This is a genomic window from Streptacidiphilus sp. MAP12-16 (assembly GCF_041262165.1).
Classification (GTDB): domain Bacteria; phylum Actinomycetota; class Actinomycetes; order Streptomycetales; family Streptomycetaceae; genus Streptacidiphilus.
This window is the reverse complement of sequence record NZ_JBGCBY010000014.1, coordinates 45,922-61,051: the sequence shown is the minus strand read 5'-3', so window position 1 is coordinate 61,051 and position 15,130 is coordinate 45,922. Positions and strand designations below refer to the sequence as shown.

The window sequence follows — 15,130 nt, the reverse complement described above, 5'->3', positions numbered from 1 at the left end:
CGTCTCCTACCGACAAGGACGATGCCCTTGCCCACCCTTCCTGTTGTGCAGCGCTCCGTGTTCTCCACTCCCCGCAGCGCGGAGTTCCTCGACAAGCGCTCCCTGCAGTCCCAGACCGGACAGGACGCCGCCCGCTTCGGCCGCGTCGTGGTCAAGGAGCTGCTGGACAACGCCCTGGATGCCGCCGAGTCCGCCGGCCTCGCCCCTGAGATCGGGATCGCCGTCACCACCGACCACGAGCCGGGCGTGGTGCGGGTGACGGTCACCGACAACGGCCCGGGCCTGTTGCCCGAGGTAGTGGGGCGGATCCTGAACTTCAACGACAACGTCTCCGACAAGGAGACCCTGCGCTCGCCCACGCGCGGCATGCAGGGCAACGCGTTCAAGACCCTGCTCGGCATCCCCTGTACCCTGGGCGTCACCGCACCGGTGGTGATCGGGGCTCACGGGGTGCGGCACGAGATCGCGGTCTCACTGGACCCCGACGGCGTGCCTGCCATCCGCCACGAGACCTCCCCCAGCACCCGCACCACGGGCACCTCGGTCAGCGTCCCACTGCCCGCCGGGCTGCTGCGCGCCGGTGAGGTGGGCGAATGGTTGCAGAAGTTCGCCTTCGTCAATCCGCACGCCCTCCTCGTTGAGCACGCTCACAGCGGCTTCGGCGAGGAGGCCGGAATTTACAAGCCCACCGCCGGCGGGAAGTGGCGCAAGCCCCTGCCCACAGATCCGACCTCCGCCCACCACTACGACCTACCCGCGATGGAGAAGCTGGTGTTCGGGCACGTCCGCGAAGCCGCGCGCGGCGGCAAGGACATGACGCTGCGCGAGTTCGTCGTCTCCTTCGCCGGACTGTCCGGCTCGGTCAAGGCGCAGAAGGTGACCGCCCTGCTGCCCGGCATCACCCGCATGTCCGGGTTCAAGGACTCCCGGCACGAAGTCGCGGTGCTGCTGGCCGCGATGCGCCAGCACAGTCGCCCACCCAAGCCCTCCTCCCTGGGCCGGGTCGACCGCACCCACTACGAGCATGTCCTGGACCACGCGTTCGGCCTGGATCAGGCGTGGTTCGCCCGCAAGGAGCTCACCGACCACGCGGGCATCCCCTGGGTGATCGAGGCAACCGTCGCCCGCACCCACCGCGCGGGCCGGATCACGTTCGCGGTGAACTACTCGCCCACCTACAGCGACCCCCTCGCCAACACCACCCTCATCGGGGACACCGTCACCGGCTACGGCGTCAGCTCGTTCCTGGACCAGGCCGACGCCGCACCCGACCCCGGCAACCAATACCAGCGCGCCGCGGTCCTGCACCTGATCTGCCCCGCACCGCAGTTCACCGACAAGGGCAAGGCCACCCTCGTGGTCCCGCGCGAGGTCGCCAACGCCTGCGCCGCCGCACTGGACGCCGCCACCAAAGCCCTGCAACGCGCCCACCGCTCGAAGAGGAGGGCCGAGAGCGCGCAGCTGCGTGCCGTCCTGCGGACCGCGAAGCAGGAGGCCAAGGCCGCCCGCACACGGAAGACCACGGTCAAGGACGCGGTGGCCGCTGTCATCGAGGAAGCCGTCGCGCAGGCCCGCGGCGCCCAGGGCCTGTCGTTCTCCTCCCACACCCTGTTCTACAAGATCCGCCCCCTGGCCCTGAAGCCTCTGCCGGCCGGCACCAAGCTCAGCGCCCCCTACGTCGAGCAGACCCTGATCCCCGGCTGGGAACGCGAGCACCACCCGATCCAGGGTCTGTACCGCGAACCGCGCGGAACCCTGCACCACCCCCACGACCCCAGCGGCAGCAGCGACGTGCGCCTGGGCACCCGCGAGGTCCAGCAGTACTTCCCGCCCGCCTGGTCGTTCGACAAGATCCTGGTGATCGAGAAGACCGGCCTGTGGCCCCCGGTCAAGGAAGCCGGCCTGGCGGAGAAGTACGACATGGCGGTGATCACCAACGAGGGCTACAGCACTGAAGCCTGCCGCGATCTACTCGCGGCGCTGCCGCCGGGCAAGGTGCAGATCTTCGTCCTGCACGACGCCGACCCCCACGGCTACAACATCGCCCGCACCCTGGGTGAACAGACCGCCCGCATGCCCAGGCACCACATCGAGGTCATCGACCTGGGCCTGAGCGTCGAAGACGCCATCGCCAAGGACCTGGAGTCCGAACCCGAAGTGCGCACCACCGCCCTGCCCGCCGGCATCGTTCCCCACCTGAGCCAGGTCGCCCTGGACTGGTTCACCGGCGAGGAGGCCGCCCGCAACCGCAAGGGCAAGGTCACCCAGTGGCACTGCCAGCGCGTCGAGCTGAACGCCTTCTCCTCCCCCGAGCTGATCGCCTACATCGAGGAAGGACTCGCCCGCCACGGCGCTACCGGCAAAGTCGTCCCCCCGGACTCCGAACTCCGCTTCACCGCCGAGACCGCGGTCAAGTCCCACCTCAAGGCGATCGTCGCCCAGACGATCGCCCACACGCTCCAGGAACAGCGGATCCTCCACGACCTGACCGCCGCCTTCGACACCAGCACCCTCGCCGCGATCGACCAAGGTGCCGTCCAGGACTACCTCGCCGCCCACCCCCACCAGTCCTGGCATACCGCCGTAGACCGTCTTGTGCATGCACGCATGGGAGCACACCAGCCCGCACTGCACGCACACGCCCGCAACCTGCTCACCCAGCAGATCGCCGCCACAACCACCTGACCACCACCCCGACGCTGCACGCAGCGCCAACACCACTCCGGCGAGCCAGACCCCCTTGCCGGAGATAGGTGTTGATTTGGTGTCAGACCATGCCGATCGGGAATATTTCCGGACCCTGCAGTCCTTGGTGCCGTTGCTTCGACGCCAAGGCCAGGGAGGCCCCGCTTGACCCACCCCCAGCAGCCCGAGGACCAGCCCACCCCCCGCATCCCCGACTACCCCGTCGAAATCCCCCCGCTGCTGCCCGGACAGATCCTCACCCGCTCCATCGTCCACGGCGAGGAACTGCGACCCCGAGGCTTCCTGATCACCTGCGCCTACTGCAACGCCACCCGCGACTGGCTCATCGTCGAGGTCCACGGCAAGGTCTACATCCGCTGCCGCTGCTCCCACGAATGGCTCGAACCCGACCTCGACCTCGACGCCTTCAACGACCTCTTCGGCGAAGTCGACCGCGTCTGGGACAGCCTCCCCGACGTCATCATCAGCCTGGGCTTCGACGGACTCCTTGCCGGGACCACCTGGACTTGATCCTCGGTAGGTAGGTGCCCACGGGGTTCCCGCCCGGCCTGTTCTCCCACGGAACAAGCCGGGCGTTCCCATTCGGGGTAGGGCAGATGTTCCCTAGCGGAGCAATCCGGACACGATCTCCGGAGGACGACCGCCCCCGCTGAAGCACTGCGCGGATCGTCACGTACCCTCACCCAATGCACCGTGTACGTAACGATAAAAGTGCAGGTCAGGCGGGGCTGCGGCCTTCTGCGAGCGAAGCCGACCTGCACGCGATCCTGCACGCCGGACGGATACGGCTGCACCAGCTCGCCCTCGCAGAGCAGGGCCTGGCCAAGCGGTTCTACGCCACTCTCGCCAGCCGCCGCGCGGATCTGGCCGCAGCCACGGCCCGCGCCATCGGGGCCAGCCGGGTCAGAGGGATCGCTGAACTTCAGGCCATGGGCTCCTCCCAGTACGGGACCGCACTCCATGCCTCGGACGTCGACCTCTACGCGCCGATCCCGCCGAACTGCCCAGACCTCGACTCACTGCGAGCCCTGCTGGACGGCCACGCCGAGTACCGCAAGACCAGGTCCGTGCCGACTGCGGGGCCCAGGTATCTGTTCGCCTTCCAGCAGGACGGCGTGGACGTGGACCTCAACCTCGTCGAGCGCGCCGACTACCGGCTGGCCGTCACCGTCGTCCAAGAGATCGCCGCCGCCCTGACCGTGCCGGACCGCATCGCCAACACGTGGATCAAGCACCTTCTCCAGCAACAGGGGCTGGCCGACGCCTACGACCGGTGGAAGGACGCCACGCGGCTGCATCACTCCCCGGTGCTGAGGCTGCTGAGGTCATCAGGGCACGCTGCCTGAAGCCGACTCCACATCCGCCGCAGATCCCGGCAGCGAGAGCCTTCCGGTGGCCACGCTCAGCCGAAGACGAGTTCGCGGAAGCCGTTGCGGAGCGTAGTCAGCGGCTCACGGTCGCTGGTGAGCTCAGTTCCGCGCGGCGAAGAGGATGTGCGTGCCACCGTCTCGGGCCCCGGGGGCGGAGCAGGCGGTGGCCTCGTGGTTGAGGAAGCGCTGCCAGAGCTTCTCGTCCTGCTCCAGGACGGCCAGTGTGTCGACGTGGTGGAGGCTGGCCCAGTTGCTGGCCGAGCCGTCGACGATCTGGCCGTCAACTGCGTGGACCAGGGCCTCGACTTCCTGCCAGGTGAACATCCGGCAGACGTGCTCCAGGCCCGGGACGTGGCGCAGGTCGCCCGTGGCCAGGACCATGTCGCCGACTCCTGTGCCGTGCTCGGCCTCCATGGAGAGGACGCTGCTGAGGCCAGCGCGCCAGGTGCCCCATAGCGACATCACCGAGGCGAGCACCACCCCGCCAGGCCGGACCACCCTGAGCATCCCCTGCATCGCCGTCCGCTCTGCCTCGAAGGCGTAGGAGAGCGGGCCTCCGTAGGCGAGGACGGCGTCGAAGGAGCCGTCGGGGAAGGCGGACAGGTCGCGGACGTCGAGTTCCTCGCGCCGTTCTACGGCGTGCTCTGCGCCGGCGGCGGCGACGAACTCCGCGTTCAGGGCCAGTTGCACAGGTGAGATGTCGGTGACGACGACGGTGGAGCCGAGGGCGGCAAGCTCGACGGTGAACCGGCCCGGGCCGGCGCCGATCTCCAGCACCCGCGACCCAGGGCTGAGGTGGCGGCGCAAGAAGCGACGGTGAACTTCGAACGAGACCCTGCCGGGGAGGTCCTTGACCAGCCGGTCCGCCTCACCGCTGGCGAGGCGGTCGTAGAAGGAGCGGATACCGTCCGCCGAGCCGTACTGGCCGTCCTGCTCCGGCGGGGTGGTCTGCACGCGTGGCTCCCGGCTCTCCTCGTACGAGGCTGCCCGCGGCAGCAGGAGCAGGATGGGCGTCCTGCTGCCGCGGGGGCGGGACCGCGTCGGCGACACCCCGGAAGGTTCACCGGAAAGGCGGCGGCGCAGCAGTCCTCAGTGCTGCGCCGGACTGCAGACCTGAATCAGCCCGTAGGTTCCGCTTGTGCGCCAGGACTCTCCGGTGGAGTCCAGCCGGGCAACCACGGCTGCGTCGAGGCCGACGGCGACGTCCGACTTCAGCGTGCGCAGTGCCGCCACCGGAGAGGGGAAGTGGCTGACCAGCCTGGCGAAAGGTTCGGTGGCGTCCCAGAGCTGGTCGCCGACGAGTCGTCGGTAGTTGAGGTCACCCTTGACGATGGTCAGGGTGGACCCGGCGAGTTCGCTCCTGAGGTCGCTGGGGATGTCGTGGAACGGCAGCGGGGCGAACAGAAACGGGTGCGTTCGGATCGTCAGGGTGCCCTTGGACATCGCGTTCCACAGGCGACGGCCGATCAGTTCAGCTTCCTGGCCCGGTCCAGCGACGAGCCTCTCCACGGTGGCGAGGACGTCGGCGGTGGTCGCGTCGGAGACGTAGTAGGGAGCGGGCTTGACGTAGAGGGCGACCTCAGCAGCCAGACCTGTGGTCAGGAAATGGTCGAGCAGGACGAGGTCGGGCAGCAGCTCTCGCCCGGCGTTGTCGGCGAGCAGGCTGACCTGCGGGCTGTCCGCCGTGGCGAGCATTGCCCGTAGGGCGGCGCTGTCGTCCACCAGCAGGGCGGAGGAGTGATCCCCGGCGGTGGATGCGGTGATCTGGAAGCTGAGGTCCGCCCGGTTTCCCCACAGCGCTGAGGAGAGCAGCGCCTCGAACCGCGCCTCTTCGGGCAGGAGCAGCAGCTCGTCCAGGGCGGCCAGTTCGCTGTCCACTGCGGCGCCGGCCAGCTCGGCGTTCTTGAACGGGGCGAAGGGATCGATGCCCTGCCAGGCGCCGGGGCGGAAGAAGCCGGTGGCCTCCAGCAGTCGACGGTAGAAGTAGCTCTCCGCCCACAGGAACGGAGCCTCGCCCCAGGGGCGTCCGTACAGTCCAGAGCCCCACGCCGCCCACTGCGCGTGATCGTGCGCACTCTCGTCCAGGGGCCGCAGCAGGCCGCTGGTGCTCTCGGCGAGCAGTTGCTCAGCCGCCTGCCGTTCGGCGGGTCCGTACGGCAGGGCGTCCAGTACCTGCTGGATGAGCTTCGGGTGTCGCTCATGGAAGACGTCCCTGGCGAAGGAGCCGGGTGTACCACTCAGGATCACGGGTGCGGTGGGCACGGTCAGGCTCGTCCTTCTCCTCGTCGGAATCCGCCGGAGCCTGCGGGCAGGGCGGCGTCGGCCTGGTCGGCTGCGGCGTCGCCGAGGACCAGGCGCAGTGCTGCCGATCCAGCTGCACTTCCGACCAGCACGCTGCCGACCGCGGAGCTGGCAGCGGCGCAGTTCAGCGACGCATCCACTCGGACCTCGGCGAGCTGGCGCTGGAGGCTGAGTGACCAGGCCCTGACGGTTCCGTCAGCTGCTGCCGACACTAGACGATCAGCATCGTCCGTGAACGCGAGCATGAGCACGCGGCCCGCGTGGCCTGTGAGGTGTCCGACGAACTGCTCTGTATGAACATCGCGGATGTGGACCTCCCCGGTGCCCGAACCCACGGCGATGCGGGAGCCTGCGGCATCGAGGGCGACCGCGCGGGCCCAGCCGCCGGGGTTCACGAAGCGGGTGAGGTGGCGGCCGGTCCTGCCGTCCCAGAGATGCACGGTGCCGTCCCCGCCGCTGGCCGCGAGCAGATCACCTGCGGCGTCGAAAGCCAGCGACCGGACTCGCCCGGCGTGCGCCTGCTGCTCCCAGAGGAGGTCTCCAGTCGGAAGGTCCCAGCAGCGGATACGTCCGTCGCCGGTGCTGGCTGCGAGGCGGGTGCCGGACTGAGGCAGAGCGACGCTCCAACTGCGATGAACATCGTCGTTGAGCAGTAGCGTCCAGCTCTCGTCGTCCAGCGCCCAGACGCGTACCGAGCCGTCGCCGCAGGCAGCTGCGAGGTACTGGCCTCCTGCGGTGGCTGACCAGACCCGGCCCACTCCGCACTGCAGTTCGCGGCGCGGCCCCGCGGTGGAGAGGTCGACCAGCTCCATGCGGCCGTCGCCGTATCCGACAGCGCCGAGCGTGCCGCCGTCGGCGATGTACGTGGACCAGACCGTGTTGGCGCCGTGGGCCAGCACCTGCAGCCCGTCGGGTTCGGACTTCGTCCAGGTTCTGACTGCTCCGTCCTCGCAGCCCGCGATGACTGTGCCGTCTGCGCCACAAGCCAGGGATCTGATCCAGTCGACGCCGGGGGGCATTCTGACCTCGCCGACCGGCCCGGTGGCGTCGAAGGCCCGGATGACGGCGTCCTCGGTGGCTGCCAGCAGAATGCCGGACTGGCTTTCGATGGCCACGGACCGGATCCGGGCGGGAAGGTCCTGTACGCGCCTGACCTGGTTGAGCCTGCCGGTGCTGGTGTCCCAGACCGCGAGCGAGCAGTCGCCGGATCCCGAGAGCAGCAGCGAGCCGGCGGGGGAGAAGGCAACGGAACGGATCCAGTCGCGGTGTCCGGGCTTCTCGTCAAGAAGCGCGCCGGTCGGAAGGTCGTACAGGCGAACGAACTCGTCCTCGCCCGCTGCAGCCACGACCCTGGCCGCGGCATCGACTGACACTGTCCACAGGGGTGTGCCGCAAGCCGCCATGCTGTGGCTGAGCATCAGCCGCTGGATGTCCCAGACGTGCACATGTCCGTCTTCGGCTGCCGAGAGCAGCCGCTGGCCGTCCGGGGTGAAGCACAGGGAGCGAACGCGCCGCTCGTGCCCGGTGAGGACGCCGAGGGCGTGGCCGGTGCGAGGCTGCCAGAGGCGGATCAGACCGTCTTCGCCAGCCGAGGCCAGCACAGAACCATCGGGGGACAGCGCGGTGGCGAACACCCAGCCGGTATGGCCGCGGAAGACATGCAGCGGCGTGCGGGACTTCGAGTCCCAGACCCGGACGGTGCCGTCCTCGCCGCCGGAGGCGACCAGTCCCGCTGCGGTCGCCACGGAGACGACCGCACCCACATGGCCGCTGCCTGCCTCGCCGGATTCGCTTTGCTGGGCCCAGGCCGGCTGGAAGCCAGTGGCGTGCTGGCTGTCACCCGAAGGACTGGCGGGTGCGTCGCCGCCGCGCATTAGGGCCAGCGCCAGTGTCGAAGCCATGTCCTGCGGGGTCTGCATACCGTGCAGCAGATACCCCGCTCCGGTCAGCCTGGTGGCCCTGAGCCAGTCCCCACGCCGTGGATGGCCTGCGGTTCCGTGGGCTCCAGCGGACGCGATGACGACGGCGTCGGCTGCCAGCGACTGGCTGCCGACGAGAGCGGCCTTGCCCGCCACGTAGGAGACGGAGGACAGCAGTTCGACCAGTTCGTCGTCGAGCCCGGCCTCGTGCAGGTGGTACGGAAGCTGCTGCCACATATACGCATGCCGGGGGTCGAGTTGGGGCCAGCCCTGGCCATCAGACCCCCGATACGAGTTGATCAGGGAACGGTGCAGTGCCGTCCACTGATCGCCGACCAGGTGCCGCAGGTAGGAGCGGAAGACGTCGTGGAGGACGACCGCCTGCTGGTCCGCCAGGTAGGCGCTGATCAATGACCGGTCGGCGAGAACGCGGCAGAACTGGCGGACCGCGCCAGCCGACCAGCCGTGGGCGGAGCCCCACCAGTGGTTGAGCACGCTCAACGGGACCGGCACTGTGGCGGGGAAGACCGCCAGCGAGAGGTAGCGCTCCCGGAGCGCGGAGCCACCGGTGATGCGCACCCCTTCGTCGAGGCTCTGCAGGCTGGCAGTGATCGCATGGCCGATCGCGTGGGAACGCTGGTCCGCATCCCATACGTCGAACGCCTGAGGCCCGTAGGCGTAGAGCGCATCCCCCGCCTCCTCGACAGCGGCCTCGACGGAGGCGCCAGCAGAGAGGTCCGAGGAGACGTTGGAGCCCACCACGGTTGCTAGCAGGGGCCATCCGCCGCAGAGGGCTGCCAACCGGTCGGCAGCCGGAGCGGCGAGCTGCGCCACCGCGCGTGTGAGCAGCTCGCTGATCTCCGTTCCTGTCATCGGCCCCAACCGGAGCACCCTGGTGGTGGAGGGGCAGGTGCGGAGGTTCCTGGTGGTCACCAGTCGGACGCAGGAGGGAGCGCCGAGGAGGAACGGCTCCAGGTCCGCGGCCGACCAGACGTTGTCGACAACCAGCAGCACGCGCCGCTCACCGAGGAGCCGTGCGAGGTGGAACCCGGCCTGCACAGGATCGCTGAGGGCGGGGCGACTACCGTCCAGGTGCACACAGAGGTCCGAGATCAGCTCGACGACTCGCGCGGGTGTGCACCCCTCGCCGGTCTCGACCCAGAGGATCTCGGGGAACAGCGCCCTGACTCCAGGATCCTCACAGACCTGGGTGACCAGCGTGGTCTTCCCGAAGCCACCAGGGCCGCACACGGCCAGGGGCGTACTGGCCCCGGCGCTGCCGTCCGTCTGGGCGAGCAAGGCTACGAGGCTGTCGAAGTCTTCTGATCGGTGGACCAAGCCGTGCTCCGGAGCTGGTGCGAGGACGTAACTACCTGAGGCGGGTGCCTGACGTCGGCCTGGTCCGTCAAGGAGCTCCCGGAAGCGCTCCACGACGTCCGGGTCCGCACGGTCGAGCACCGTGTCGAGCATCGCCTGGGAGTCGGGCATGGGAAACAGATGTTCCCCGCCGGCCTCCCATTTGGACACCGTCCGATCGCTGACGCCGAGGTGGGCTGCGAAGGCACGGACAGTCATCCGCAGCGCACCGCGCAGAGCCTTGGCCTCGCGGCCCGACCAGCGCTGTACAGATCCCACTCGAGCCCCCGCAATCGATGGCACTGACGCTAGCAGCGTATTGCGGACTGACCTGCGCCGTACGCCCAACGGTTCAGCGGGAGTTCAGCACGAGTACGACAAGGACTTGCCGGCATCGACGCCGCGATGCGCTGGTCCGATGCGATCCGGTTCGGTGCCGGTTCGACGGCAGTGCAGCACGCGGACCTTCGATTCAGAGCCGGTCGCCGGGCACGCTGTCATTCCATCCACCAGCCTGCAGCGGAAGGAACCTGATGGACAGTCCGCCCCAGTTCACCGCCCTGGTCCTAGACCTCTTCGGAACCCTGGTTCCGGCCCCGAGCACCCGCGAGCGAGCCCTGGCCGTGCACGAGATGGCCTCCGCCATTAAGGTTCCCGAGAACCTCGTCAAGGTCGCGCTCAAGGACAGTTGGCTGCCCCGCCATGACGGCACCCTGCGCACCACCGGCGAGGTGGCCGCCAGACTCACCGCTACCTGCGGCGCACCCAGAGGGCGCGCGCCTCACGTGGAGGCGGTACTGCGGAAGCTGGCGCCCGGAAGACTGCAGGCCGACGCCACGGTCCTGCAGTGCCTGGCAAAGCTGCGACGCTCCGGCCTCAAGCTGTGCCTTCTCAGCGACGCGGCCCCGGACATCGCCGAGGCATGGAGCCGGTCCGCGCTTTCCTCGCACTTCGACGTCGCGCTGTTCAGCTGCCGTGAGCAGGCGGTCAAGCCGTCGCGCCAGCTGTACGCCAAGGCCCTTGAGCGGCTCGACCGCGACCCGCGGTCGGTGCTGTACTGCGGCGACGGAGGCGGTGCAGAACTGGCCGGGGCGGCACACTGCGGACTGCGCGCGGTGCGGGTGGAGAGGCGCGGTGGGCCGACCGCGCTGGCCTTCGGCGCAGAGCCCTCCGCCTGGCGGGGCGTGACGCTGAAGTTGGTCGAGGAACTTCCTACCTGGCTGGCTGGCCTCCCTGTCGGTACCGGGAGCTTCCGGTGAGTGCCCGCAGCGATCTCGTCTGGGAAGCGCGCTCGCCCGGAGCCGGTGAGCCCCTACGTCTCACCGCCGTACGCAGAACCGTCGCGCCGCTGGTGGAGAGCTATACGGAGATCCGGATGCGGTTCTCTGGGCTCTGCGGTAGCGACCTCTGCAAGCTCGACGTCGGCTCTTGGGCCGGTTCGATTCCGCAGGGATGGGTGCCCGGCCACGAGGTCGTCGGCATCGACACCAGGACCGATCGGTGGGTGGCCGTCAACCCGCTGGTCAGCTGCGACCGATGCGCCGAGTGCGCGATCGGCCGCATCCACCTCTGCACCGGCCTCCAGCGCATCGGCTGGGACCTGCCCGGCGGCATGGCGGAGTCCCTTCACATCCCACCCCATAGTGCCGTCCCGCTACCCCCAGACACCCTGGACCCGGTGGTGTTCGTGCTGGCCGACCCGATGGCCGTCGCGCTGCACGGCATCCGCTGTGGGCTGCCCGGACCACCTGCCGACGGGACGCGCCGCCTCGGAGTAATAGGCGCGGGAACGCTCGGCATCTGCACCGCTGTCAGCGCCGTTCACGCTGGGTGGGAGGTATGCCTCGTCACCCGCACAGCCGACCAGGCAGGACGGCTGGGCGCCATCCTGGCCGGGACTGGGATCTCCGTGCTACCGGCAACCGACCTCGCATCCGGATCATGCGACGCCGTCGTCGACGCCGCGTCGGGCCGGTCGGACGCTCCGCTGCTCAGCGCCCTGAAAGCGGTCCGAGACGGCGGGACGGTCCTGATCCAGAACGCCTACGCGCCGCAGGTGGCGCTGTCCGTCCCACTACGGGAGGTGTTCCGGCGCTCGATCACCCTGCGCGGGTCCTACTCCCACTGCCGGGCAGCGGGAGGCGACGACTTCCGCGACGCGATCCGGCTCCTTCATGAGTGCGCAGGCTCTACGTGGGCCACCGCCCTGACGGCCACCCGCTACCCGCTCGCCTGGCTCCCCGACGCCCTGGCCACGCTCCACCCGAATGCCGCGAACCGCCCGATCAAGGTCCTGCTCGCCTCACGCCGCTGACCGCTTCACCGCACCGGAGGTCCATCATGCACGCCTACTCCCTTCCCTCCCTCGTCCACCGGATCAACTCCCCCGACGACCTCGACCCGCAGGAGGTGCACGACGGACTGCTGCACCTGCTCGCGCTCCCGGAGGGGCCGTCCCGTGATGTGATGCTCGGCAGTGTGCTGACAGGGTTACTCCTGCGCGGTCCACGCCCCAGTGAGGTGGAGGCGGCGATCCGGGCCGCCACCCAACTGGACCGCGCCTCCTGGGAGTACCTGGTCCCGCCGCCCGGCATGCACCTGGTCGGCTACACCGGCAGTGGGAAGAAGACCCACAAGACCATCAACATCAGCTCGGCTGCAGCGCTGGTCGCGGCGGCCGGGGGTGCGCACATCGCCAAGCTCGGTTCGCGTAGCGCTTCCTCCCGGACAGGATCACGGGACTTCGTGGACCTGGTGGGCGCCCACTGCACGGACATCCCGCCCCAGGCCATGGTGGACATTGCCGGGGAGTGCGGCTTCGGCTTCTTCTCGATCGAGCACCGGGTGCCCGGATTCGACCGGCGCTACGGGAACCGCTTCCAGGCAGTGCACGCGCTGAGCCTGGGTTTCCCCGCGGTGCTGAGCCCAGTGGCCTGCCAGGGCTTCGTCTACGGGCTCGCCCATCCGGCAGTGGAAGTCTCCGCACAGCTGCTCCACCGGCTCGGCCTCGGCGACATCACCGTTGTCAACTCGTCACCATACGAAGGCAGTCAGACCGACGAGATCATTCCAGGCGGCACGGTCCGAGTCTGCAGGTTGAAGTCCGGCAGCAGTGACGCGGACTTCCCCGGCGCCGTGCGCGAGGCGGCGGACAGCACGTCGTTGCACGGCCTGGGCTACCTCACCCAACGCGCCGACCCGCGGGCCAACGTCGCAGCGGTCGTGCAGCTCCTGGCCGGCCGCGCCCCGACGGCGGCGATGCACACCGTGGCGTTGAACGCGGCCCTGTTGCTGGTCACCTCCGGTGCGGCAGCCAGCCTGCCTGCCGCCCTGGACACGGCGCTCGCCGTGCTGAACGACGGCGCGGCCCTTACGACCCTGCGTAGCTTCGTCCAGCTGACCGGCGGTAGCCCGAGCACCGTGGACGAGCTGCTGACGCTCGCCGACGGCCCTGCCGCTCTCGTCCTCCCCGCCGAGGAGCTGACCGCATGCTGAGCCGTGACGAACTGGGCATCGTCCACCTGGTCCTCAACACCGACTGCAACGCCTGGGCTCTGCCCAAGACGGCTGATTCCCCCGGGGTCTGCCGCTTCTGCTATCGCGAGCGCAATCGGGTCCACACCGACGAGCCGACGGTTCGTCGCGTCATCGACCAGGTCCGTGCCGAATCGGACGCCACTCGGATCGTGTTCACCGGCGGGGACCCGGTGATGCCCTACGACAACCATCTGGAGCCCGCCCTGCGGCACGCCCGCGCTGCCGGCTTCGCCACTAACCTGCACACCAACGGCCTGCTGCTGGCCGAGCGCTATCCGGGACTGCACGAGCACGTGAGCCTCTACTCCCTCGCGATCGACGGCCCCGACGCACGCACTGCCGACTGGTTCCGGGGAGACGGCTACTTCTCCCGCTTCCAGGCCAACGTTGACCTGCTCATCGCCGACCGGCGGCGCCTCGCCTTCAACACCTTCACCAGCGCCGCATCTCTGCCCGAGTTGCCCGAACTCGCGAAGACCATCGCCGCGATCGCCACGCGCACGCCGGTGGAGTACTGGCTGATCTCCCAGTACCGGCCGATCGGCCGCGCTGACGACCGCAAGGCCGCCCTTTACGCCTACAGCCGCGAGGCATTCACCGAAGCCGTCGCAAGCGTCCGGGAGCAGCTGGCCGCCAGTGGAATCCAGGTCTACGACCAGCCGACCCGTGCCGCCACCGACCCCTATCCCTTCCGGGTCTGGGTCTTGGCCGACGGCACGGTCACAGCTGACCTCGGCAGCGTTGCCGCACCTCGGAACACAGTCCTCGGCAACCTCCTCTCCGACGGCTTCGAACCCCTGGTTCGCCGGGCCTTCGCAGCCCGCGCCTGACACCCGTCCTCTCCGTTCCATCCTGACAAAGGAGTGACTGCTCCATGAAGTTCGACTCCGCCTACTACGACGATGTGATCGCCCGCCACAGCTACGAGCGCATCGGCCCCGATGGCACCCCCGACGCGCCCGGCCTCGGTGCCATCGACTTCCCGCTCGCCGACATGAGCCCCAGCGACCTGCGCACCAAGTGGGTCTGCCACACCGGGGGCCGCGACTTCGCCGCCGCCGTCGCCGACGGCAGGCCCACCACCGTGACCACCGGGGTCGGCCTGGGCGGCCCGCCCCACGCCGGCACCGTCTTCCAGCTGCTGAGGGCCGTCGTGCTGCAGCAGCACGGAATGCACGTCCAGATCGTGCTGGGCGACCTCGACTCCTACAACGCCCGCCGTACGCCCCTGGTCGAGGTTCGCCGACTCGCGGACCAGTACGAGGAGTTCGTGCGTCGCATCGGCTTCGACGAGCAGCAGGGGGTCCTGCGCCGACAAGAGGGCTGCACCGACGTCCTGGCCACCGCGTTCCTGCTCTCGCGCCACCTGGACGACGCCGACTTCCAGTGGGCCGAGGAAGACCTCTCCGGCCTCTACCGGAACCACGGCGTCTTCGACCACCTCAGCTACGGCATGAAGCAGGCCACCCTGCTCATGGCCGCCGACTTCGTCCACCTGCTCGCCGAGGGTCGCCACGTGCTGGTCTCACTCGGTGTGGACGAGCACAAGTACGTGGCACTCGCCCGCCGCGGGGCTGAGCGCTGGGGACTGCCCGCCGACCACCTAGGCGGCATCTACACCAAGATGATCCCCGGCCTCGGAGGGCTGCCCAAGATGAGCAAGAGCATCCCCGGCTCCGGCATCACCGCCGCCCTGCCCCCGGACGACATCCGAGCACTGCTCGCCGCCGATCCCGACTCCGGCCCGGAGGACGACACTTCGGCCCTGCTGCAGATGATCGCCTGCCTCCCGGAGACCGACGGAGCCGCCTACGACCTGGCCTCCGAGGCGCGCCGCTCCGGCGGACGTCGGTGGCAGCAGCTCCGCGACGAGCTCACGGAACGGCTGATCGGCATCCTCGCCCTGTGGCCGCAGTCATGACGCGCATGCGGAGGTCCCCC

General features: G+C 69.4%; 11 protein-coding genes. 8 read left to right on the top strand and 3 right to left on the bottom strand.

What is annotated here, in order from left to right:
• Window positions 1-27 precede the first annotated feature (27 nt).
• From ABIA33_RS19965 to ABIA33_RS19955, 3 genes are all read left to right on the top strand, one after another.
• Window positions 28-2,685, top strand: coding sequence for an ATP-binding protein (locus ABIA33_RS19965; protein WP_370083576.1), 2,658 nt, complete (start codon window positions 28-30; stop codon window positions 2,683-2,685).
• A 165-nt stretch (window positions 2,686-2,850) separates the two neighbouring features.
• Window positions 2,851-3,216 carry a hypothetical protein gene (locus tag ABIA33_RS19960; RefSeq protein ID WP_370083574.1) on the top strand — a complete coding sequence of 122 codons (366 nt, stop codon included), beginning with the start codon at window positions 2,851-2,853 and terminating at the stop codon, window positions 3,214-3,216.
• Window positions 3,217-3,392: 176 nt separating this feature from the next.
• Window positions 3,393-4,052 (top strand): hypothetical protein, encoded by a 660-nt coding sequence (locus tag ABIA33_RS19955; RefSeq protein WP_370083572.1) that lies wholly within the window; start codon window positions 3,393-3,395, stop codon window positions 4,050-4,052.
• A gap of 123 nt (window positions 4,053-4,175) precedes the next feature.
• Here ABIA33_RS19955 and ABIA33_RS19950 read toward each other — a convergent pair whose 3' ends face one another.
• The 3 genes from ABIA33_RS19950 to ABIA33_RS19940 form a co-directional block, all read right to left on the bottom strand.
• Entirely contained in the window at window positions 4,176-5,030 is an 855-nt protein-coding gene (locus ABIA33_RS19950; protein WP_370083570.1) for a class I SAM-dependent methyltransferase, read from the bottom strand.
• Window positions 5,031-5,165: 135 nt separating this feature from the next.
• Window positions 5,166-6,338, bottom strand: coding sequence for a damage-control phosphatase ARMT1 family protein (locus ABIA33_RS19945; protein WP_370083568.1), 1,173 nt, complete (start codon window positions 6,336-6,338; stop codon window positions 5,166-5,168).
• Between the two features lie 2 nt (window positions 6,339-6,340).
• The gene (locus ABIA33_RS19940; RefSeq protein WP_370083566.1) at window positions 6,341-9,931 is read right to left on the bottom strand and encodes an NB-ARC domain-containing protein; all 3,591 of its coding nucleotides are present in this window, start codon (window positions 9,929-9,931) and stop codon (window positions 6,341-6,343) included.
• 254 nt (window positions 9,932-10,185) lie between these two features.
• Between ABIA33_RS19940 and ABIA33_RS19935 the strand changes: the two genes are divergently transcribed.
• From ABIA33_RS19935 to ABIA33_RS19915, 5 genes are read left to right on the top strand one after another with little or no spacing between them, the layout of a single operon-like run.
• On the top strand, window positions 10,186-10,911 hold the full coding sequence (locus ABIA33_RS19935; protein WP_370083564.1) for an HAD family hydrolase: 726 nt from the start codon (window positions 10,186-10,188) through the stop codon (window positions 10,909-10,911).
• The gene (locus ABIA33_RS19930; protein WP_370083562.1) at window positions 10,908-11,966 is read left to right on the top strand and encodes an alcohol dehydrogenase catalytic domain-containing protein; all 1,059 of its coding nucleotides are present in this window, start codon (window positions 10,908-10,910) and stop codon (window positions 11,964-11,966) included. The genes ABIA33_RS19935 and ABIA33_RS19930 overlap by 4 nt, the downstream gene beginning before the upstream one ends.
• Window positions 11,967-11,992: 26 nt before the next feature.
• Window positions 11,993-13,147: a hypothetical protein gene (locus ABIA33_RS19925; protein ID WP_370083560.1), complete on the top strand. Its 1,155-nt coding sequence runs from the start codon at window positions 11,993-11,995 to the stop codon at window positions 13,145-13,147.
• Complete coding sequence (locus ABIA33_RS19920) at window positions 13,141-14,019, top strand: radical SAM protein (RefSeq protein WP_370083558.1); 879 nt, start codon at window positions 13,141-13,143, stop codon at window positions 14,017-14,019. Before ABIA33_RS19925 ends, ABIA33_RS19920 begins: the two co-directional genes overlap by 7 nt.
• Before the next feature lie 44 nt (window positions 14,020-14,063).
• Window positions 14,064-15,110, top strand: coding sequence for a hypothetical protein (locus ABIA33_RS19915; protein ID WP_370083556.1), 1,047 nt, complete (start codon window positions 14,064-14,066; stop codon window positions 15,108-15,110).
• The last annotated feature ends 20 nt before the right edge of the window (window positions 15,111-15,130 follow it).